Here is a 21,522-nt window from a genome sequence, read left to right as displayed (position 1 = left end):
TCAACAAATTATTAGCAATTTGTAGCCGGAGTATTTTCACTCCGGCTTTTTTGTATACTACTTCTATGGCAATTCAAATTATAGCCTCGCATTAGCACACATTTTGTTATGATAGATGCTCAGTATTACCATAATGAAATTAATTGATCTCTGGTCAATTCAAAATTAATTTGAAATTGGTGTACTTATTTTATCCTGATTAATTTTTAAAATATGAAATTCCTAACTTATCTGGAGGCCAATAAAAAACTTCTATTTAAAGCAATACTTATGAGTTTAGTGGTGCTGTTTATTCTGTTGAGCCTTTTTGTTACTTTTATTTCTCCCGAATATCTGGACCTCCATATTTCCAGAGAAATCCAGGAGAATCAAACCAGGAATCTTGACGCATTAATGATAGGTATCAGCTGGTTGGGAAGAACCCCGGTATCAGTGGTTATGGTTTTCCTTACTGCCCTTGTACTGGTTTTATTACGGTATAGAAAAGAAGCCGTATTTATTGTATCCACATTGTTATCAGGACTTGTAGGCTTAATCCTTAAAATCATCATCAATAGACCGCGTCCTTCCCAGGATCTGGTCGTTCTTTTAGAAAAAACCCAATACCAGAGTTTTCCAAGCGTACACGTTTTATTTTATACCACTTTTTTCGGAGCGCTGATTCTAATTTTCCTTCATATGAAGACCATAAAATATACCGTGCGTATATTCCTTGTTGCCACATGTCTGCTGATGATATTTGCAGGAGCTTTTTCCCGTATTTATCTGGGAGCACATTGGTTTACAGATGTTTTAGGCGGATTTATTGTAGGGATTCTCTGTCTCTTTGCTTTGGGATCCGTCTATGTGAAAAATATAAGAACTGCACCATAAAGTTGCTGAATAGTAAAGTGATATAATGGCGAAAAGGCAAAATTGCATAAAACCAGCTTCTCAAAAAACAAAATTTACAATTCAATAAATCTGCAATTTTACCTTCCAGCTTTATTCGATTCCGGCTTTTCGCTTTTTCGCGATGTAACAATACTTCAAAATGGTATCTTTTTTGCGACCATATCCCTATGAGTTGTTTTATTTCTGCTTATTGAAACTCAGTCCAATAGCAAAACACTCTGAAATATTCATTACACTTTAATTCTTAACATTATGCTTAATTATAACTTAGCTAATCAGGAAATAGCCGTCCGTCTGCTTGTTGCTGCTGTATTCGGCGGTCTTGTCGGTTGGGACAGACAAAGGAAAGAGGGGGTGGCAGGTTTAAGAACCCATATGTTGGTTTGTGTAGGTTCTTCTTTAATTATGATTGTTTCTGCTTTTGGCTTTAATGATATTATGGGAAAACCTTCTATTGTGCTCGACCCTTCACGGATTGCTGCCCAGGTCATCAGTGGAATAGGCTTTTTGGGAGCCGGTACCATTCTTTTTCTCAGACCACAAATTATAATCGGACTTACTACAGCGGCTGGATTGTGGGCTGTTGCAGGTATCGGATTAGCCGTTGGGGGTGGCTTGTATTTTCCAGCCTTCATTGCCACGGTGATCATCCTTGTTATTCTGGCTCTTTTAAAACCATTTGAAAGAAAGCTTTTTAAAAGTACAAAAGGTAAAACCATGACCCTGTTCTATAATTCCGGACTGATCAGCCTTGCTCAGATTGAAAGTATATTCACTAAATATGAATTGGTTACGAGTGAAATATTCATACACAGCAGTAAAGAAAGCTCATCCGATGAATTAAAGGTTACCTTTGATTACAATTCCCCTCCATCTCAAATACTTTCAGCATTAGATGAGTTTAAAACGATTGAAGGGATAACTGAGATTAATTCTCATATCTAATAAATCTTTATTTAAATTCTTTTTCAACTTTAAGGATTATACAGCAAAATGATCCGCTTCATTTATGCAGATTTATGCATTAAGCAAGATTAATATTGCAATATAATGCAAATTTGCATATTTTTGCAAAACAAATAATTACATTAATGGTCTCTGAAACGGTAAAGAAAGCAAAAATAGCTACCCAGCTTATATTTTTAGTTTGTGGATTGGGAATTGCGAGTTGGGCACCTATGGTTCCCTTTGCTAAAGACAGGCTTAGATTAGATGAAGCCGATTTAGGCTTACTTTTGCTTTTGCTGGGAGGAGGAGCCTTGTTGATGATGCCGTTATCAGGACTCCTGATCAATAAAATAGGGAGCCGGAAAATTATAGCTGTAAGCGTTTTGTTGAGTGCATTACTTCTTCCTTTTCTATTGATTGTATCGGATGTTTATATTATGGGAGCCGTTCTTTTCGCATTCGGGTGCAGCATAGGAACGATTGATGTAGCTATGAATGCTCATGGAGTACAGGTGCAGAATCAATATGGAAAACCTATTATGTCATCCCTACACGGACTCTTTAGTGTTGGCGGGCTTTTCGGTTCTTTAGGACTGGGTTTTCTTATGAAGCTGGGATTAAATCCGATTTATGCGGCAGTAAGTATATCCGTTTTGCTTATTTTCCTTTTGATCATTCAATTCAGATATTTATTTGATCGAGACACGGAAAGAAAAAGCATTATCCAGTTTTCCCATGTGGATCCTGAAAGTAAAACGAATTCCCGTTTTCAATGGATGGATTCAAGAGTTTTGATTCTGGGGATCATGTGCTTTATGGTTTTTCTCTCCGAAGGAGCTATGTTGGATTGGAGTGCCGTATTTCTAAGAGATGATAAAGGCGTAGAGTCTGAATTTTCAGGGATAGGATATGCTGCTTTTTCTGTAGCCATGGCTGTTATGAGATTATCGGGGGACTCCCTTATCAGCAAATTAAACAGCAGGATAGTGGTCATAGGCGGAAGTATTATTGCTGCAGCGGGAGTAATTATTTTAACGTTTAGTCCATGGGTACCGCTATCTCTTTTTGGCTTTATATTACTCGGATTGGGAGCTGCCAATATTGTTCCTGTATTTTTCAGTGAAGGCGGGAGGATTTCAGGAATTTCTTCCACGGTTGCCATTCCTGCAATTACGACAATAGGTTATGCCGGATCACTGGCAGGTCCTGCTTTACTAGGCTTTATTGCGCATCATTTTTCTTTGACTGCTGCATTTGAAATTATAGCTTTGCTATTTGTTGTGGTCGCCATCATATATAAATTCAGAAATACTTCGTCATCATGTTAAAAGAAGAACGTTTTGAGGTCATCCTGACCCAGCTAAAGAAAAAAAAGAAAGTTATGTTTGAGAGCCTGGCCTCAGATCTTAATGTTTCTGAAGACACGGTACGAAGAGATATAGAGCAGCTTCACCGCAATGGTCTTTTATCCAAGGTTCGTGGAGGTGCTATTTTAAGAGAGAAAGATCCGCTTTCTTTTCATGACAGACAGTCTTTTTTGGCCGAGGAGAAAAATGTAATTGCTTTAAAAGTTCAGCAATTCATTAAGGATGGAATGACTCTCTTTTTAGATGGGGGAACAACCCTCTGTGCAGTTGCGAATTATATGCCGGCAACTATCAATATCCGGGTTATAACGAACAACACCTCGCTCATTCCTATCCTTAGTAAATTCAAAAGGGTAGAACTGATTCTGTTGGGAGGAATTTATGATAATGATTTAGCCGTTACTACAGGAAATGCAACCTGTCATGAAGCGTCCCGGTTTATTGCAGATCTTTTCATCATGGGAACCTGTGCAATAGATGCAGATTTTGGTGTATCGGCAACTTCTATGACTGATGCGGAAACCAAAAGAACCATGATCAGATCATCAAAAAAAACAATTGCACTCGCCAATCAAAATAAACTCCGACGTACAGAGCCCCTTAAAATCTGTGATATAGAAGATCTTGATGTATTAATTACAGATCTATCTGCCGATCATGATGAACTGGAATCTTTCAGGAGATTGAATCTTCAGATTGTATAGAGAACAGGATTATAAACTGTACGGTTGAATGTTAAAAATCAATCTAGAAACTTATGTATAATATTATGTATTTTTTAATCGCTTTATTTTATATAAGGCGTTTCTTTTTTATTAAGAATATTTCTTTGATTTTCTAGAATATTTAAAAATTTTAATATGCCTATAGAGGATTCAACAAAGAATAAAATCAACATATAAATTAATATTGCATATAACTTTTATTCATTAAAATAAATTTTATTTAGAAATAAATCAATTACAATCCAATAGATAAAATTAAATTCATTATTCGATCTTCTAAAATTTTCTTTAAAAATAAAATAAACAAAATAATTTCTTGACGAATCTGAATGAATCATTTAGATTAGCAGCCATTAAAAACACAAATATCTATCAATGAAGAAACTCTACTTCAGTGCATTTTCGGTATGTACTATTTTAAGCCTCAGCGCTCAGGAACTGATGTGGCAAAAAGATATCAAATCTTCTACCCAGGATTTCCTGAGCCAGGTAACCACAACAATCGATCAGCAGTATTTGATAACAGGAAGTGTCATACAAGCTGGAAATCAAAAGAAGGATGCAGGCAACAATACCCAGCAAAATAATGGTTACGACTTTCATCTGGTGAAACTGAACCAACAGGGAGACCAGGTTTGGGAAAAATATTTCTCAGGAAACAATCATGATTATTTGTCGTCTACCGTAGCTACCCAGGAAGGAGGCTTTCTAATTTCAGGAACCTCATATTCCGGAAAGGGAATAGATAAAAAAGATGATTCGAAAGGAGGATCTGATATCTGGCTCATTAGAATTAATGAATTTGGAGATGAATTGTGGCAGAAGATTTTAGGAACAAGTGCTGATGAAGAAGCCAGAGCGGTTATCCAAACCACAGATTTAGGATTTGTTGTAGCCGGAAATGTTCAGAATGCATCCAAAGGTTATGGTTCAAAAGATATCCTGGTTATCAGACTGGATAAAAACGGAAAAGAACTCTCACAGCTTATTCTAGGAGGAAGAGGATTAGACGAAGTGGAAAAGATGATCCCCACAAGAGACGGAGGAGCACTTCTGGGAATCTATTCAAGAAGCTCCGAGTTTCGTGTTTCCGATTCCGAAAATCAAAACTCAGCTACAGGAACCTCAGGAATTAGGGAAGGAGAACTGGAAGATCGTGAAGCTGGGAGACAAACAACTGGATCAGTTAATCGAAAAACAAGACATCAAGATCTATCCGAATCCGGTATCAGATTATGCTTATGTTGAAATAGGCTTTGATTTCAGGGAAGCGGATATTACTTTGTATGATATGGGCGGAAGACAGCTTCAGAATCTAAAAACGAAGAATAAGGTGACTAAGATTAATACACAGCCGCTAATACAAGGTGCTTACCTGGTGGTGATCAAGATGGATACGAATAAAACAGCAAGTACTAAACTGATTAAAAAATAAAAAATAAAACATAATAACTCAATAGTTTAATATGATGAAAAATAAAATTTTATTAATATCCTTATTTCTAAACTCCTGGATATGGGGCCAAAATTATCAGGTAGCACCAAATAAGTACAATTTAACAATTAAGTCTCCTGACGCAAGCCAACTATCTAAATTTACAGATATTCCTCCTAGCACCCATACAGGCACTACAAGTATTATAATTCCCATTTATACAATCCAAGAGGGAGATTACACTCTTCCTATTTCCCTAAAATATCATACATCGGGTATAAAAGTGAAAGAAGTTGCTTCTAAAATAGGGCTTGGGTGGAGTTTGTCTATTGGAGATATTATTCTTTCCAAACAAATATTTGGAAATCAAGATAAGGGAGCAATTCCTAATATTAATCAGGTGGATGGAGGCTTTGAACCCAATACAAACTCCGGTGACCAGAATTTTGCGACAATAATAACAGGATTTAATTCTTTTGGTCCAGAAAATCCACTCAAAGATAATAAAAAGGATACCCAGCCAGATATCTATTCTTATTCCGTAAAAGGTAGTTCAGGAGACTTTTATTTTGATAGTACAGGAAAAATTATAAAAATACCAGAAACTGATATAAAAATAGAGGATTATTTTACATTGACTGATAATAATGGTAACAAATATTTTTTTTCAGAGGGTAACCAAATGAGAACAACTGGAGGACAAATTCCTTCTAATGATGATATTATAACTACCGATTTTATTATAAAGAAAATTATTCTTAATACTGGAAAAGAAATCGTATTTGAATACTCATCAATAAATACTCCATATCAATATTTAAGCAATTACTACAAGGGATTCTCCTATCCGGTATCATGTATACAAAGTAAAAGCTCTGAATATAACGAGTATGCATCTTTAACAGAAGTAATGTCCGAAAATTACCTCACTAAAATTATCTATCCCGAAGGCTCCGTACTATTCACTTATAATAATAGTAGAGAAGACCTTTTAAACGGACTTTCATTAGAAAAAATTTCAACTTATGATAAAGCAAATAAGTTAATTTATAATTATTTTCTTAATAAAAGCTATTTCACCACCTCTGATACTAAAAATATTAATGGCTACCCCAATCATACAAATTCAATAACAAAAAGATTAAAATTAAATGAAGTAAAAAATACCGTTGATAACTCTTCTTTTAAACTAACATATTATGAGGAGAATCCTCTTCCTAACAGGTTATCTGATGCTACCGACTATTTGGGATATTCTAATGGAAAAACAAATAATGCAGGAATTCCCTATTTTACAATGGAAGATGAAGTATATGGATTAGGGGACGATAAAAAACCCAATATCACCTATGCTGTTTCTGGAAGCTTAAAAGAAATTATATATCCCACTGGGGGTAAAATGAAACTTGATTATGAATTGGATGACTTTAATTTTGAAGGACCAGAAATCAATGTTTCACGTCAAGGGTTTATGGAATGCGGAAACGGAACAATTGGAGGAAGAGAATTCACAGTAAATTCAACTCGCGCCAATATAAAGTTCAAATTTACCTTCACTAGTCCATATAGTCCTAATGATGATGGATCAGGAAGTCTTCCTATAGGATCATATGTTGTAGCTGAACTCCTTGACCAAAATAATAATATTTTAAAACAATTCTTAATCAGTAAAGAGTATGAGTATTTTATAGAAAAGAAAAGCTTATACAAAATCAGATTTCGCAAGCAAGGAAGTGAAAATCTAGATACTACAAAGCCTCTTCCTTGTCTGATGGTAGAATGGTATGAAGTTACCTCAGAAAATAAAAAATATAACAAATCGGTTGGAGGAATTCGCGTTAAAAAAATTACCAAACAAGAAAATTTTAATAACAATATTATAGAAGAAAGGTATATATATACTGATAAAAATAATATTTCCACAGGAGTATTTATGGGAGATCCTCTCAACTATTTTTATTCAGTAAAGTCTCCTGATGATTATAATGGAAATTACTGCGAAAAACTTATTGTCAGTAATTCAGGAAACTTCAATCTAGCGACAATAAACGGAAAACCAGTAGTGTACAATAAGGTTATTACAGAAAGAATAAATGTAAACAATAATGAAAAATGGAAAACGGAAGATAGCTATTATAATATAGGATCTACAAATGCATATAATAGCAAAGTACCCTATCTTACTTTTGTTAATAACCAGTTTGCCAGAGGCCTTTTAATTAAAAAAGAAATTTTTGACACTAATAATAAAATTGTAAGAAGAATAGAGAACAATTACAGTTCGGATAGTTTTTTTAATCAGAAGTCCGCTGATTATGTAGGCCAATTTCCACAACTAGTAATAAGACCATATCAAATAAATATCATAGGAATATATGCTAGTCTTTATGTGAATAATATTCCAATTTCATATACTCCTGTTTTTGAAACAAACCGCTATGAAATAACTTCAGCCTGGATGAAAAACACACAGACTAAAGTAACTAATTATCTCGGTGACAAAGAAATAAATGAAATTACAGATTATTACTATGATAATTTATATAACCACTTAAATCCTGTTAGACAGAAAAACACACTCTCTGACCTGACAATTGAAGTAAGTTTAGGCTACGCTTATGAAAAAAACAATCAATTGATGATAGATAAAAATATGATAGGTATTCCGCTGGAAACGATTACGAGTAAAACCATTGGAAATAATACTAAAATTATATCCAAAGTGGAAACGATTTATCCAAAAACTCAGGCAGATGCTGATACTAAAACACAAGGATTAACAGTACCCACATCCATGCTATCTTATGATATTTCAAACCTTTCTTCGGGCATTACAGAAATCACTTATGATCAGTATGATTCTAAAGGAAATATCCAGCAATACACTACCAAAGCAGGTATTCCCACAACAATCATCTGGGGATATAACCAGACACAGCCTATTGCAAAAATTGAAGGTGCAAAATTATCTGACATTCCACAATCACAGATTACAGCTATTGTAAATGCTTCTAATGAAGATGCTTCCGATCCTGCAAAAGAAAATTTATTGATGACGGCCCTGGATACCTTCAGAAAAAATACAGGCACATCTTCCTACCAGGTTTCCACGTATACTTATGATCCTTTAATCGGAGTAACCAGTATTACTCCACCATCAGGGATCAGAGAGGTGTATATCTACGATACTGCCAACAGATTGAAAGAGATCCGCCAACAGGAAGTGGACAGCTCCGGAAATATAACATACAAGACGGTTAAAGAATTCAAATACAATTACAAAAACTAACACACGATGAAAAAGATAATTATTCCTATTGGAGTACTAATGGCAGGAATAGCTCATGCACAGCTTTCTCCAACAGAAAATTATGTGTATTCTAAAACATATTTAGAATACAGTGCCAGTAACCAACCCGCAAGAATTTCAGAAACCGTGGAGTATTTTGATGGATTGGGAAGACCTAAGCAGGTTGTGAATATAAAAGCATCACCTAAAAGAAGGGATGTAGTAACCCAAATCGAATACGATGGATTTGGAAGACAGGTAAAAGATTATCTACCGGTTCCCCAGGATAAGACACTCAATGGCGCCATTGTTCCTAATCCTTTAAATAATTCTATTCAGGTAGGGATTTATGGACAGGAAAAGATCTATGCTGAAAAGACATTAGAAAATTCTCCTTTGGACAGGCTACTAGAACAAAAACAAGTAGGGACAGCCTGGAGTGATAAACCTGTAAAGTTTCAATATGATGCCAACGTCCATGAGGATTATGTTAGAAAATATAAACCTACAACGACATGGGATCCTATAGGAAAAATGACAGTCACTAAGATTGAGTTGCTTGAGTATTTTTTACCGAATACCCTCTATAAAAATACAGTTAATGATGAAGATGGAAATAAAACCATAGAATTCAAAAATGGAAGGGGACAAGTTGTGCTGGTTAGAAAAGTCATTAGCTCTACTGAAAATGCAGATACTTATTATGTGTATAATGAGTATGACCAGTTAGTATTTGTTATTCCACCGGGTTCCCCTGCCACACCAGATGATACCGCATTAAATAATTTCTGTTATCAATATCGATATGATGGAAAAAACAGGCTGGTTGAGAAAAAACTACCAGGCAAAGGTTGGGAATTTATGGTATATGATAAGGCAGATCGGGTCGTTTTAACAAGAGATGCTAATTTAGAAGCAAAAGGACAATGGCTTTTTACTAAATATGATCAGTTTTCACGGCCTGTGTATACAGGTATTTTAGACAGCTATTCAGGAAGGTCCGCACAAGCTGCAACGGTTGATGGTTTCAGTTCTTTTAATGAAGTACGAAGCTCTTCAAGTTTTAATAATAGTGGAATGGATATTTATTATACTAATTCTACTTATCCTCAATCGAATTTTAAGTTGCTAAGTGTAAATTACTATGATACTTATCCCGCATATAGTTTTAACCCGTCCTTCTCTGCTGATATTTTTGCCCAACCCGTCCTAACAGATAATTCTTCAGGAAATAATATAAGTACAAAAGGTCTTCCGGTAATGACCTTTATAAAAAACATTGAAGATGATAACTGGACAAAGAACTATAATTATTATGATACCAAAGGAAGACTCATAAGTACCCACTCGATCAACCACCTGGATGGATATACAAGAACGAGCTACCAGCTTAGCTTTGCCGGGCTTGTTAAGCAAACTGCCACAAGGCATAAAAGATTAAAAACAGATGCGGAGACATCCACCCGGGAGTTTTTTACTTATGATAGTAATGACAGGCTTCTCACACATACCCACCAGGTTAATGGCGGCCCTATTGAATATCTGAGCCAAAATACCTACAATGAACTTTCCCAGCTGGAAAGTAAGAAGATAGGAGGAGCTACTGTAAGCACCCCGCTTCAGCAGGTAGATTATAAATACAACATCCGCGGTTGGATGACCCAGATTAATGATCTTTCAAACCTCAATGGAAAACTTTTTGGGTATGAGATTAGGTATAATAATCCAGTTAATACATTATTTGCTATTTCAAGATACAATGGAAATATTGCAGAAGTGGACTGGAAAACTTCTGTAGATAACGTATTAAGACGATATTCTTATAGTTATGATAATTTAAACAGGCTTAATTATGGGCATTATTCTGAGCCTAATGGAACAGTCCCACAGGAAAATCATTTCGGGGAATCTTTGGAATATGATTTAAATGGAAATATTACACGATTATACAGAAATACAAAAAACACAACCAATGGCTTAGCCATGCAGATAGATAATCTAAAGTATTCGTACATTGGGAACAGATTATTTAAAGTAGAAGACGCTTCTAAAAATTCATCAGGATATCCTTATTTTGCAACTCCAAATGTAATTGATTATGATAATAATGGGAATATGACAAAGCATAAAGATAAAGGAATAAATGAGATAAAATATAACTTTTTAAATCTTCCTAATGAAGTAATTACAAGCAACACCATAGTAGTCGAACCTTATCAAATTTACTATACCTACAGAGCGGACGGTACAAAGACTCGTAAAAAATATACACAAAAATTTGTTGGTGCTGTGGGATATGAAACAATGGAAATAGTTACAGATTATTTGGATGGATTCCAATATGCACCTATAGTTGCTTTTAACAATCCATCCTCTATTAAGTTACAGTTTATCCCAACTAGCGAGGGATATTATGATTTTGTAAAAAATAAGTATATTTACAACTACACCGATCATCTAGGGAATGTGAGATTAAGTTATACCAAATCCGGATCCGGAACAGAAATTATTGAGGAAAACAATTATTATCCTTTTGGATTAAAACACGAGGGATATAATAGTCTTGCGGGAAATCTAGCTTATCAATATAAGTATCAAGGGCAAGAATTGCAACAAGAGACGGGATGGTACAATTTCAAGTGGAGAAATTACGATCCAACAATGGGAAGATTCTTTAATATTGATCCTTTGGCTGAAAAATATCCATATAATTCTACCTATGCTTTCCAAGAGAATAAAATGGGAATGGGTGTAGAGCTGGAAGGGTTGGAATTATTGAAAAACCATACAGGATTTTTCGCCATTAATGGCAATGCGATGAAAGTGAAAAGAGCACCAGTTTCTCAAACGAATAGTAGCGGTCAGGCAACATTTACAGCAGGAGATATTGGATTATCAACAGCTGGATATAATCCTGATGAAGCAAGATTTAGTTCAGGCAGTACGGGTCTAAGGCTTAATTCTTATAAATATAGCGGCCCAGTACCTGATGCTGTACAAATGCAGAATACAAGAGATAAAATATCTAATAAAGTTCGCCAGAGCTTTAAAACTACTAAAACAGGTTCGGAAATGTGGAATATTAAGCAATACCGAGCGGACCAAGCAATCTCAGCAAGCAGTGGAGTAAAAGAGATTGTTAAATTAGTGAAATTGGGAGCAAGTGTTCCTGATGCTATTAAAAGTACAAACGATTATGTACAAGCAACAAAGGATGTTAAAGCAATCGAAGGTCAAGCAATGAGAATGAACGATGCTATTAATTATGTTGACCAAAGTGGAATTAATATGAGCTCACAAACGAGAAATGATGTAATAAACTATATATTTGATGGAACATTACCTGATCCTGATGCCGGATTAATGCCAAACTCTTTAATCATCCAGAACGGGACAGAAATTATGAGATCAAATGGCATTCCTATTCAACCACTTGATGAACAGTTGACAGCAAAAAATAGAAATATACCTCAATAATGAAAACAATTAAATACATTTTAGGAATACTATTCTTATTGAATATAAGTTGTTGTGTAAACCAAAATAAAAAGGATGAAGAGCAAATTAAAACAACAGTTCAAAAATTTTGGAAAACCATAAAAGATGATGATTCAGAAAGCTATAAAAATCTTTTTGATGATAGTGAGACTTTTTTTGGTGGTATTCAGGCTGACTTTTATTTTCTTCGTAAAAACTATGATAAAATAAATCCCAATGATATTCTAGTAAAAAACATAAAAATTAAAGATACTACTGTTATGTTTGCTGAAAATAAACAGAAATATGTTCAATACATAATTAAAAAAGAAAATGATAGTAATAATTTAAAAAAACCTTTAATAATAACTTTAATGTTTTATAAGCCTGTTGGATATAATAAGATATTTAATGCTGCTCCATTAAAAAACCATATAAGTTGGGATAAATAACAAAATGAGTTTGTTTGAGAAAAAACAGTAAATATATTTTATATCTATTATTATATCTTTTAATTCAAGAAATAACAGGAGGTGTTTTTATAGTTTTATTCGGGCTAAATAAAAATCTTAGACTTATAGAATATGATTGGAAAGTAGCTTTTGCTAACATTTTAATACTCGTAGTTTTATTTATTGTACTCAGAGAGCATACAAAGCAATATATAAGTAAATTAAACTTTTCTAGAAAAAAAATTGGATTACATTTCTTGATGGGAATTCTATTTTCAATTTTATCTAAGTTTATTTTTATAAAAATTTATGGTGGTAGCTTCTATTTAAAATCACCTGACTCATTTCTCTTATCAAATGTATTAAGTGTTGTATTGATAGGACCTATTGCAGAGGAAATAATCTTTAGAGTTATTCCAATAGAATACCTTTTAAAAAAAGAAGTGCCAAAAAATTGGATTATATTTTTTACGTCATTATTTTTTAGTTTAGTTCATTTACCTAATTGGCCTCAGGTTATTGTTACATTTTTATTAGGTATAATCTGTTCTATTGTATACACCAAAGAAAGAAACTTATTATATCCCATATTGATCCATTTTATTTACAATTTGTTTAGTGTTTTTATTGGATAAACCAAATAAATGGATTAACTGGAGCTTTCTATTAGTACAAGTACAATGGCAAGGAGCTTCAGGAGACAGGTTTCTATGATTATGGAGCAAGGATGTATATGCCAGACTTAGGAAGATGGTTTAGCCCCGATCCATTGAGTGAAGAATTTAGAAGATGGTCACCCTACAACTATGCTATGAATAACCCAATTAGGTTTATTGATCCGGACGGAAGACAAGGAACAGACTGGATTAAGAAAGATAATCAATGGACTTATGATGCAAATATTACAACAGCTGCTCAGGCAACAGCAGCCGGAGCAGATGCATTTGCTAAAAATGGTTCGGTAGTTTCAAATGCTAAGATTGGAGCTAATGGAGAAGCAGGTTATGTAAGGCTCAATGCCGGCGGAACAGCGGAATATATGCCGGATAATTTGTCAACAGCCATGGTAAATTTTTCAAATGAGACACTCGGAGGAACTGTCTCTAGTGGCCTTCAATGGGAAAGAGATATTTCTCGTTTAGGAAATACAGGAGGAGATTATTACTCTAATGCTGGAGGAAGCGGAATAGGTCAGAACAGTCCATTTTTCAGATCAGATATAGATAAGGTAGTCGATTTGCAAGGTTTTGGAGGAGGCATGCTTTCTTCATTGACAATTGGTCAATTTAATCCTCTCATGAATAGACTAGAAGCATCTTTAGGGCTTCAAGTACAGGCCTTTGGTATGATAGATCCAATAAAAGGAATTAAACAAGATCAAAAAAGTATGAGTTTTTATGGTAATACTTTCACAGGGATTGAAGATATTAAAATTGATAATAGAACAATTGGCGCAAGAGTAACTGGAGAAAGCAAATATATTCCTTTTCTAACTCGTACCCAATATGATTCTGTAAAAAATAAAAACAAAAATGACAGTGCTTATTTTTCTAAGCAAGCACATCAAAGAGTCAATTCCCTATTAGATTCAATGCTACAAAAAAAATAAATATGAGACCATTTGCAGCTTTTTATTCATCAATCTTCTTATTATTCTTTTCATGTAAAAAAGAGGAAAGAATATATTATTCCAATGGAAAACCTAAATATATAAATACGTGGAAAAATGACATTTTTTTTATAAATAGATATAATACAAAGGGAAATCTAGTACTTGTCGCAAAGTTTAAAAATAATCAGTTAATAGACACTATTTTTGTATATGACCAAGATGATTATTTTATAAAAGTGGATAGCTCAGATTATAAATATTTTTATGGTTCTTACATCTCACATTATTCAACAGGAAATATTTCAAAAATTTCACCTTTAAGATTTAGAAAAGGAAAAGATTTAGATAGTATTTTAGGAAGTTCAAAATTATTTGGAAAAGAAACTCTTTATAATCCTGAAGGTAAATTAGCAAGGGAAACATATTATAAAATTATCAATGATTCATCAGTGATTATAAATGAAAAAATATATGATCAAACTTTAATGAAATGAGAAATATACTATTAAGTTATATACTATTACTTTTAATTGGGTGTACAAAAAAAGAGAATTATAAAAAAGTTTTTAGTCCTGACAATAGGTTGAAACAAATGTATACTACCAAAGGAGACATTATAACAATTTATGATTATGCAAAAGATGGTAAATTAATGATGAAACTAAAATTTAAACAAGATCAATTTATTGACACAATTTATTACTATGATCAAAAACAACATTATATTACTATTGATAGCTCTAAAGGAAAATATTTTTATGGTACTCATGTACTTTTTCTTGATAATGGAAAACTCGGATATAAAGGCCCCCTAAGATTTAAAAAAAATATTAGTCCACAGATCGCTTTTAAAAGTCTTTTAAGATTTGGCCGTCATACGGGTTATAATGAAGATGAAAGTATTAATGACGATTTGATATTTAAAATAATTGGTGATTCGTCCTATGTTAACAAAACAATAATTAGAAATAAGAAAAAATTTTAAACTGAGGAAAATGAGATGACGTATTTATTGTAGAATTAATAAAGAGTAAATATTCTTTTATGTCTTCTCATATTTTTAATTAAAAAAATATATCATATAGAAATTTTTAATCCTAAATAATTTAATTGTGAATGAGTATCGATTTGGCATCAGCTTACTGCTATGGTATCATTTATTGTATACATCAAAGAAAGAAACTTATTATATCCTATATTGATCCATTTTATTTATAATTTGTTTAGTGTTTTTATTGGATAAATCAAATAAATGGATTAACTGGAGCTTTCTATTCTATTAGTACAAATACAATGGAAGGGAATTGCAAGAGACGGTATGTACGATTATGGGGCAAGAATGTATATGCCGAATTTAGGCAGATGGGGAGTGCTTGATGCTCTTGCAGAAACTTCGAGAAGATTTAGCACCTATACTTATACCTACAATAACCCAATTAGATTTATTGGAGAACCGAATACGTTTAGTCATTCTGGTACTCAAGCAGTTGGTATTAATATTTATAAAGGAAACGGCGGCGGAATAACCGGTGTTGGTGTTAAAACTCAAGATGTTTATAAAACTAATATCTCAAGAAGTCAAAAGGATTCAATGATTAATAGATTTAATACTGATGGTGTGAAATTTGGTAGGCAAGCTGATTCTATATTAAAAAGAATAATGGTAAGGAATTGCAACAGGAGACGGGATGGTATAGTTTTAAACGGAGAAATTATGACCCTACAATGGGGCGGTTTTTCAATATAGATCCACTTTCTGAAAAATATGCTTATCAATCGCATTACAATTTCTCTGAAAATAGAGTTATAGATGCAAGAGAACTAGAAGGACTTGAGGCAGTGCTAATCAATGAAAATACAATTGAATGGAAAGTGAAAATTGATAATAAATTAGGTCGTGATTATAGTAAAACTCTTTTGAGTGATGCAGGTGGTATATTAAGTCAAAATGGATTAACTGTAAATATTATTGAAGATCCTAATGCAAAGTTTACTATTGAATTAACTAAACCAATAATAGAAAATACTTCTGATGGAATCATACTTATAAATGGTCAAACTGAAATGGATGGTAATGTATATGATGGAAGTGTAGTGTCAAAAGATAGCCCAAGAACATTATCCCATGAATTGGGGCACAAAGCAAGTTTACCACATATATTTGATGAAACAAGTAAAGTATCGAATACAAAAGAGAACAAAAAAAATCTGATGAACTCAGGAGCAAATACTACGGATACTTTACAAGATACTAGCGGAACTAATCTAACAACTTCTCAAACAACAGATATTAGAAATTATGTCAAAATAACTAATGAAAATAGAGAAAGAAAAGAAAAAGAACAACAAAAATTAATTCCTAATACAAATGAAAATTAATAAATTATTATATTTTGTAACTATTATAATATTCAGTTTAGCTTCTTGTCAAACAAAAAAAATTATTAGTTCTACTAAATACGAAGATTTACCTTTAGAAAAGAAGAATGAGATTGATGAATATATTACTGATGCGAAAAAAATGATTTCTAAAAAAACAGATGAGATCGCTTTAATGTTTCAATATAATTGTTTTTTTAATAAAAAGGTTAATATTAATAATACTTATGTAAAAGAATTTCCTAAAGCTGATAAAATTCATTATGGACAGAGTATTGTTAATTTTTCAAAAAGTCTAGGGAAAATTAATATAGAATTATCTAACGGAATTTCCTTTTCAATATCCCAGAAACCAGGATATGATTATATAACAATTTGCCATAATGAAAAATCTCAAACAGTATACATTCATTATTATGATTTTCCAAAATTACTAATAGAAGAATAATGATAGTAAATCTGACGTAACAATAGAAGAAGATAATTATTAAAGCATGAGCGGTATAATAATTTAAGTGGGAATTTTACGTATCAATATAAGTACAACGGAAAGGAGTTGCAGGAGACGGGTATGTATGATTATGGAGCGAGAATGTATATGCCGGATATTGGGAGATGGGGCGTCGTGGATCCGCTGGCGGAAACTTCTAGAAGATGGAGCACCTATACCTATGCTTATAATAATCCGATAAGATTTATTGATCCGGATAGAAGAGAAAATAAAGATTGGTATAAAGATAAACAAGGAAATTATGTCTATGATGCAAATATAAATGCATTAAATGCAAATGCAAAAATCTAAAGATGATGGAGATGTGTATGTTATCACAAATTCTGCAGATATAGCTTTTGTAAGAGAAAATACTATATTTAAATAATAAGCAAAGTTCCCCCGCTGCTGCACGAATCCTTTCGTTTAGCATTTTATCTCATTTCTTTCAATAAACGATCTCATGTTCTATCTTTACTTAAAACATATAGTGATGAGTAGAAATTATAAATTTCATAATAATAAGGAAGGTTATATTTTATAGGCTTTACTGTAGTAAGCAGTAATAAGGTTATAAACCAAAAAATTAACTATACTCATCAAAATCCGGTTGAAGCAGGCTTAGTTTTTCGAGGAGAAGATCATAAATACAGCAGTACTGTTAACTATTCCGATGAAAAAGGACTTTTGGATGATATGGTCATTTTTAAGATGTTTGATTTATGATTTTTAATCACACGAAAGGATTTAGTGCTGTAGTGGGGATATTATGTAAATTTGCGATAAATAACATTGATATGAAAGTAAAAGTAATTCTTATTTCTTAATGAATAGTAAACAATTATAAATCTCTTATTTCTTTAAGTTATTATTTTTAATCAGCAATATATACTCATTACAGAATGAATATTTGGAAGGCATTTTGGATCACCCTTGTTTTTTGTGGTATAAGTTCTATTATCTATTCAGTTTTAATATTACCAAAATATTTCATCACATTTTCTAAAGATTTTTATGAATATTATTGGATTTTTATAAATATACTATCTCAAGTTATTTCTTTCTTAATAGTTAAAAAACTTTATTTTCAAGTTTATAATTTAAAGCTTAATTTTCGTAAAAATGAGAAAAGTATTTTATTACCTTTATCAATATTGGTATTATCCTGCTTAATTATCGAGGAACCTTTCGTTGATTTATATGATTTAATTTTTAGACCAGATATTAAGGAAAATAACTTCGTATATCATATCCCTATTTTTTATTATATATTGAGATTAATAAAAGGATGTATAATTGCTCCTATTGTTGAAGAGTTGTTCTTTAGGGAGTTTATTTTAAAAGAACTTAATACTAAGTATTCTGCAACTTACTCTATTATTATCTCAAGTATTTTATTCTCGTTATTTCATATGAATATGGCAGACATCATCCCAGCATTAATAATGGGAGTATTTTTAGGCTATATTTTTCTTAAATCCAGAAAGATAGAATATACTATAGTTTTTCATTCAATTCTTAATTTTGTTGCGTATTCTACTAATTATTACTTGCCTGATATTACTACTATGATTTTTAAACATCGATTTTCATTTAATTATTGGGTAATAATATTTTTGGGAGTTATAATAAGTTATTACGGATTTTTTTTGTTTAATAAGAAAATAAAATTCATGAAGGAGAGAGATTTTGGAGGTGAATAATTATATGAATTTGGTTATTTTAATTATTAACAAAATCAACCCGCTCAATAGCAGGTTGATTTTGTTATCAATATTCCGGAGCACACTTCTCTCTATTTTATCCATCCAAAATAAATCGAAATGGGCATCATCGCCAGTGTAAATGGTATTATAACGGCAAAAGCATAACCCAAATTGAGAATCAGGGAATTGAATTTATTGGGATTACCACCAAGAGAACGGAATGCACTTTGGAAGCCATGGGCCAGATGCCAGGCAAGGGATGAACATCCAATCAGGTATATAACCACTTCAACAGGATTCGTGAATTTATCAATCATCATTTGATACAAGGGAAGTTCTTCGCCCGACTGAAACTGATGAATTCGATTGGGAATTCAAAAATTTCGGGTGTGAATAACCAGGAATAACAAAAGCAATGTCCCTAATAAAGTCATGCTTTTACTATACCATGTAACTCCTGACAGCCTTTTTTCTATTGCATAACCAACCGGCCTGGCTTTTTTATTCTTATACCACAGCATATATCCCTGGACAATATGAATAATAAATCCAATAACCAGAAATACCTCAATCGTCCTGATTATAGGATTGGTAGCCATAAAATGGGCTCCGATCCCAAATGTTTCCCCATGATCATTATAAAAAATAAGCGCATTAACCGAAGCATGTACAATAAGAAAGCTGATTAGAAATAAACCGCTTAATGCCATTACAACTTTTCTTCCTATGGAAGTTGTGATCAGGGTATTTTTCTGATAGTTCATAGCTGCTTTTCTGAGATAATGTAAGGTCTTCCGGATAATCAACGTCTGTTTTCGGGCTTTGCAATCCATTCAGAATATTTGATCACTCCTACATAAGCAGGATGTTCCGGAACAAGTGTCTTTTCTTCCAATATAGCTCCTGAATAGGGTGCAGCGGCATCGGTTTCAACCTGAATATCTTTTCCGGTTGATACAATATATTGCTTTATCCAGTCATCCAGTCTTATTTGATCCGGACCTCCTATTTCAATCATTTCATTGACGGGTTTTTCAACTGCGACTTTACTCATAAATGCAGCGACTTCAGCACTTGCGATAGGCTGAACAAATGCATCTGAAAGCCATACTTTTCCGTCTGATGTTCCTATCGTTGCAATCCCTCCCGCAAATTCAAAAAATTGTGTGGCATGAACAATGGTAAATGGTATTCCAGACTCCCTGATCATATCTTCCTGAGTTTGCTTAGCCCTAAAATATCCACTCTCTTGCAATTTATCTGTTCCTACTACTGAGAGCGCAACATAATGCTGCAGTCCGGCTTTCTTTGTCGCGGACAACAAATTATGGGTGGAAGTTTTGAAAAAGGTCATCACATCATCATCTGCGAATGATGGTGAATTCGATACATCAATTACTACATGAGCTTCTTTAAGGGCCTCATCAAGACCTTCTCCGGTAATTGTATTAACGCCGGAACTTGGTGAAGCAGAGATAACTTCATGTTCATTTTTAAGAATATTTGTTAGCTGACTTCCTATAAGTCCGCTACCTCCGATGATTACAATTTTCATTTTTTTTGTTTTGATTATTAATACAACAAAACTGGAAATAAAAAAGCCATATCTGCTTAAACTGGTTTAAGAAAATGCTAACCATTCAGATTTGTACAAAATGGGATTCATAATCTCAGCAGAATAAAATAATAAAAAACCTCATTTTAAAAATTAAAAATGAGGCTTATCAAATTTGTAAAATGTCCTTCTCCACAAGTGGAATGCAGATTGAGAAACTTTATTTTTTTTCCGGAACTAAAAATGGTTTCCCTTTATCTCCGACAAAAAAGGCAAGAAGCCTGGCTGGCTTATCTTTGCTCATATTTCTCGTTCCTGAATGTAGTCCGTCTGGTTTTTCATAAAAGGCATCATCGGCTTTATAATGATATACTTTACCATCAAAGGTAGATTCCAGTTCACCCTCTAAAACGTAACCAAAAGTAGGAATAGGATGCCGGTGTGGCGCAGAGACTTCACCCGGAGAAAAATTAACGATAACCATTTTTACTTCCTGCTCTTTAAGCCCGGAAGTTTCTATGAATTGTTTGAAGATAACACGTGGTGGGATTTCAGGTGCTGAATCCCCGGAATGTTGTGCTTTTGCATTCATCACAAAAGCAAAACAAAAGGCAATAGGAATGATTGCTGATTTTTTCATTGTATCCAGTTTTTTCTTTGATTATTACTAAAGCAAAACTGGAAATAAAAACATGATATATGCTTAAACTGGTTTAAGAAATATTGCTCTAAAAATTCATTCTGTTCCCAACAAAAAACCACTGCAATACAGTGGTTTTCTATTATAAAAATATAATTTCTATGATTCAGTAAATGGATCAGCTTTTAAGCTTACCTTTCAACGGGTGTTCGCCCTGCCATCCGGCACTGGCATCATTACCCACATAATGAATTGATAAATCTGCTGCGGCTTTGGAATTGGAAAAACAAATGGAACGATCCGAGCTGTTCTCCAATTTCTCAATATACCAGAACGCTTCATTTTCCAGAGCTTTCAGTTTAGAGTTTGTTTTATAGACCAGTAGATCAGCTGAGCTTTCAACATCAGTTTCATAAACTACAAGATCATTTTTAGATTGAAAATTTTTAATACTAATACTTGGCATGTGTTCGGTGTTTTGGAGTTATTATATTTCGGTATTGAATCAATTCCGTAGGCCTAAAGGTACTAAATTATAATTTAATGGATCACA

21 protein-coding genes and 2 pseudogenes are annotated in these 21,522 nt (G+C 33.1%); 18 read left to right on the top strand and 5 right to left on the bottom strand.

Annotation, left to right across the window (positions count from 1 at the left end):
• Positions 1 to 213: 213 nt before the first annotated feature.
• From AAEU33_RS14585 to AAEU33_RS14500, 18 genes and pseudogenes are all read left to right on the top strand, one after another.
• Entirely contained in the window at positions 214 to 873 is a 660-nt protein-coding gene (locus AAEU33_RS14585; RefSeq protein WP_345988334.1) for a phosphatase PAP2 family protein, read from the top strand.
• A gap of 273 nt (positions 874 to 1,146) precedes the next feature.
• On the top strand, positions 1,147 to 1,839 hold the full coding sequence (locus AAEU33_RS14580) for an MgtC/SapB family protein (RefSeq protein WP_345988332.1): 693 nt from the start codon (positions 1,147 to 1,149) through the stop codon (positions 1,837 to 1,839).
• Positions 1,840 to 1,985: 146 nt separating this feature from the next.
• Complete coding sequence (locus AAEU33_RS14575) at positions 1,986 to 3,170, top strand: MFS transporter (RefSeq protein WP_345988330.1); 1,185 nt, start codon at positions 1,986 to 1,988, stop codon at positions 3,168 to 3,170.
• Positions 3,164 to 3,913, top strand: a complete 750-nt coding sequence (locus tag AAEU33_RS14570; protein ID WP_345988329.1) for a DeoR/GlpR family DNA-binding transcription regulator — start codon at positions 3,164 to 3,166, stop codon at positions 3,911 to 3,913. Before AAEU33_RS14575 ends, AAEU33_RS14570 begins: the two co-directional genes overlap by 7 nt.
• Before the next feature lie 396 nt (positions 3,914 to 4,309).
• Positions 4,310 to 5,182: a hypothetical protein gene (locus AAEU33_RS14565; RefSeq protein WP_345988327.1), complete on the top strand. Its 873-nt coding sequence runs from the start codon at positions 4,310 to 4,312 to the stop codon at positions 5,180 to 5,182.
• Positions 5,091 to 5,369, top strand: a complete 279-nt coding sequence (locus AAEU33_RS14560; RefSeq protein ID WP_345988325.1) for a T9SS type A sorting domain-containing protein — start codon at positions 5,091 to 5,093, stop codon at positions 5,367 to 5,369. The genes AAEU33_RS14565 and AAEU33_RS14560 overlap by 92 nt, the downstream gene beginning before the upstream one ends.
• A 31-nt stretch (positions 5,370 to 5,400) precedes the next feature.
• The gene (locus AAEU33_RS14555) at positions 5,401 to 8,658 is read left to right on the top strand and encodes a hypothetical protein (protein ID WP_345988323.1); all 3,258 of its coding nucleotides are present in this window, start codon (positions 5,401 to 5,403) and stop codon (positions 8,656 to 8,658) included.
• Between the two features lie 6 nt (positions 8,659 to 8,664).
• Positions 8,665 to 12,135, top strand: a complete 3,471-nt coding sequence (locus tag AAEU33_RS14550) for a DUF6443 domain-containing protein (protein WP_345988321.1) — start codon at positions 8,665 to 8,667, stop codon at positions 12,133 to 12,135.
• Positions 12,135 to 12,587: a hypothetical protein gene (locus tag AAEU33_RS14545; protein WP_345988319.1), complete on the top strand. Its 453-nt coding sequence runs from the start codon at positions 12,135 to 12,137 to the stop codon at positions 12,585 to 12,587. Before AAEU33_RS14550 ends, AAEU33_RS14545 begins: the two co-directional genes overlap by 1 nt.
• A 14-nt stretch (positions 12,588 to 12,601) precedes the next feature.
• Entirely contained in the window at positions 12,602 to 13,222 is a 621-nt protein-coding gene (locus tag AAEU33_RS14540) for a CPBP family intramembrane glutamic endopeptidase (RefSeq protein WP_345988317.1), read from the top strand.
• Positions 13,223 to 13,269: 47 nt separating this feature from the next.
• Positions 13,270 to 14,196, top strand: a pseudogene (locus AAEU33_RS14535) (RHS repeat-associated core domain-containing protein); the annotation flags it as partial.
• A 2-nt stretch (positions 14,197 to 14,198) separates the two neighbouring features.
• On the top strand, positions 14,199 to 14,693 hold the full coding sequence (locus AAEU33_RS14530) for a hypothetical protein (RefSeq protein ID WP_345988315.1): 495 nt from the start codon (positions 14,199 to 14,201) through the stop codon (positions 14,691 to 14,693).
• Positions 14,690 to 15,184 carry a hypothetical protein gene (locus AAEU33_RS14525; RefSeq protein ID WP_345988313.1) on the top strand — a complete coding sequence of 165 codons (495 nt, stop codon included), beginning with the start codon at positions 14,690 to 14,692 and terminating at the stop codon, positions 15,182 to 15,184. The genes AAEU33_RS14530 and AAEU33_RS14525 overlap by 4 nt, the downstream gene beginning before the upstream one ends.
• Positions 15,185 to 15,517: 333 nt before the next feature.
• Positions 15,518 to 15,946 carry a hypothetical protein gene (locus tag AAEU33_RS14520; protein WP_345988311.1) on the top strand — a complete coding sequence of 143 codons (429 nt, stop codon included), beginning with the start codon at positions 15,518 to 15,520 and terminating at the stop codon, positions 15,944 to 15,946.
• Positions 15,871 to 16,578, top strand: coding sequence for a hypothetical protein (locus tag AAEU33_RS14515; RefSeq protein ID WP_345988309.1), 708 nt, complete (start codon positions 15,871 to 15,873; stop codon positions 16,576 to 16,578). The genes AAEU33_RS14520 and AAEU33_RS14515 overlap by 76 nt, the downstream gene beginning before the upstream one ends.
• The gene (locus AAEU33_RS14510; protein WP_345988308.1) at positions 16,568 to 17,026 is read left to right on the top strand and encodes a hypothetical protein; all 459 of its coding nucleotides are present in this window, start codon (positions 16,568 to 16,570) and stop codon (positions 17,024 to 17,026) included. Before AAEU33_RS14515 ends, AAEU33_RS14510 begins: the two co-directional genes overlap by 11 nt.
• Positions 17,027 to 17,113: 87 nt before the next feature.
• Positions 17,114 to 17,380: pseudogene (locus tag AAEU33_RS14505) on the top strand (RHS repeat-associated core domain-containing protein); the annotation flags it as partial.
• Between the two features lie 590 nt (positions 17,381 to 17,970).
• A complete protein-coding gene (locus tag AAEU33_RS14500) occupies positions 17,971 to 18,771 on the top strand; it encodes a type II CAAX endopeptidase family protein (protein ID WP_345988306.1) in 801 nt (266 codons plus the stop codon).
• A gap of 92 nt (positions 18,772 to 18,863) precedes the next feature.
• On the opposite strand, the gene AAEU33_RS14495 is transcribed toward AAEU33_RS14500, so the two are convergent.
• The 5 genes from AAEU33_RS14495 to AAEU33_RS14475 form a co-directional block, all read right to left on the bottom strand.
• A complete protein-coding gene (locus tag AAEU33_RS14495) occupies positions 18,864 to 19,091 on the bottom strand; it encodes a hypothetical protein (RefSeq protein ID WP_345988304.1) in 228 nt (75 codons plus the stop codon).
• 57 nt (positions 19,092 to 19,148) lie between these two features.
• Entirely contained in the window at positions 19,149 to 19,607 is a 459-nt protein-coding gene (locus AAEU33_RS14490; protein WP_345988302.1) for a hypothetical protein, read from the bottom strand.
• Positions 19,577 to 20,329: an NAD(P)H-binding protein gene (locus AAEU33_RS14485; protein WP_345988300.1), complete on the bottom strand. Its 753-nt coding sequence runs from the start codon at positions 20,327 to 20,329 to the stop codon at positions 19,577 to 19,579. The genes AAEU33_RS14490 and AAEU33_RS14485 overlap by 31 nt, the downstream gene beginning before the upstream one ends.
• A gap of 220 nt (positions 20,330 to 20,549) precedes the next feature.
• On the bottom strand, positions 20,550 to 20,969 hold the full coding sequence (locus AAEU33_RS14480) for a cupin domain-containing protein (RefSeq protein WP_345988298.1): 420 nt from the start codon (positions 20,967 to 20,969) through the stop codon (positions 20,550 to 20,552).
• Between the two features lie 178 nt (positions 20,970 to 21,147).
• Positions 21,148 to 21,435 (bottom strand): DUF6150 family protein, encoded by a 288-nt coding sequence (locus AAEU33_RS14475; RefSeq protein ID WP_172282622.1) that lies wholly within the window; start codon positions 21,433 to 21,435, stop codon positions 21,148 to 21,150.
• Between the last annotated feature and the right edge of the window lie 87 nt (positions 21,436 to 21,522).

The organism is Chryseobacterium sp. Chry.R1 (genome assembly GCF_039645525.1).
Taxonomy (GTDB): domain Bacteria; phylum Bacteroidota; class Bacteroidia; order Flavobacteriales; family Weeksellaceae; genus Chryseobacterium; species Chryseobacterium proteolyticum.
This window is presented reverse-complemented; position numbering and strand designations above follow the sequence as displayed.

Excerpts from the sequence above, each read along its gene's own strand:
- AAEU33_RS14495 (WP_345988304.1), bottom strand. The coding sequence starts at position 19,091 with ATGATTGATAAATTCACGAATCCTGTTGAAGTGGTTATATACCTGATT.
- AAEU33_RS14480 (WP_345988298.1), bottom strand. The coding sequence starts at position 20,969 with ATGAAAAAATCAGCAATCATTCCTATTGCCTTTTGTTTTGCTTTTGTG.
- AAEU33_RS14520 (WP_345988311.1), top strand. The coding sequence starts at position 15,518 with ATGTACGATTATGGGGCAAGAATGTATATGCCGAATTTAGGCAGATGG.
- AAEU33_RS14565 (WP_345988327.1), top strand. The coding sequence starts at position 4,310 with ATGAAGAAACTCTACTTCAGTGCATTTTCGGTATGTACTATTTTAAGC.
- AAEU33_RS14550 (WP_345988321.1), top strand. The coding sequence starts at position 8,665 with ATGAAAAAGATAATTATTCCTATTGGAGTACTAATGGCAGGAATAGCT.
- AAEU33_RS14585 (WP_345988334.1), top strand. The coding sequence starts at position 214 with ATGAAATTCCTAACTTATCTGGAGGCCAATAAAAAACTTCTATTTAAA.
- AAEU33_RS14490 (WP_345988302.1), bottom strand. The coding sequence starts at position 19,607 with ATGGATTGCAAAGCCCGAAAACAGACGTTGATTATCCGGAAGACCTTA.
- AAEU33_RS14570 (WP_345988329.1), top strand. The coding sequence starts at position 3,164 with ATGTTAAAAGAAGAACGTTTTGAGGTCATCCTGACCCAGCTAAAGAAA.
- AAEU33_RS14475 (WP_172282622.1), bottom strand. The coding sequence starts at position 21,435 with ATGCCAAGTATTAGTATTAAAAATTTTCAATCTAAAAATGATCTTGTA.
- AAEU33_RS14530 (WP_345988315.1), top strand. The coding sequence starts at position 14,199 with ATGAGACCATTTGCAGCTTTTTATTCATCAATCTTCTTATTATTCTTT.
- AAEU33_RS14510 (WP_345988308.1), top strand. The coding sequence starts at position 16,568 with ATGAAAATTAATAAATTATTATATTTTGTAACTATTATAATATTCAGT.
- AAEU33_RS14575 (WP_345988330.1), top strand. The coding sequence starts at position 1,986 with ATGGTCTCTGAAACGGTAAAGAAAGCAAAAATAGCTACCCAGCTTATA.
- AAEU33_RS14555 (WP_345988323.1), top strand. The coding sequence starts at position 5,401 with ATGATGAAAAATAAAATTTTATTAATATCCTTATTTCTAAACTCCTGG.
- AAEU33_RS14500 (WP_345988306.1), top strand. The coding sequence starts at position 17,971 with ATGAATATTTGGAAGGCATTTTGGATCACCCTTGTTTTTTGTGGTATA.
- AAEU33_RS14580 (WP_345988332.1), top strand. The coding sequence starts at position 1,147 with ATGCTTAATTATAACTTAGCTAATCAGGAAATAGCCGTCCGTCTGCTT.
- AAEU33_RS14525 (WP_345988313.1), top strand. The coding sequence starts at position 14,690 with ATGAGAAATATACTATTAAGTTATATACTATTACTTTTAATTGGGTGT.
- AAEU33_RS14485 (WP_345988300.1), bottom strand. The coding sequence starts at position 20,329 with ATGAAAATTGTAATCATCGGAGGTAGCGGACTTATAGGAAGTCAGCTA.
- AAEU33_RS14545 (WP_345988319.1), top strand. The coding sequence starts at position 12,135 with ATGAAAACAATTAAATACATTTTAGGAATACTATTCTTATTGAATATA.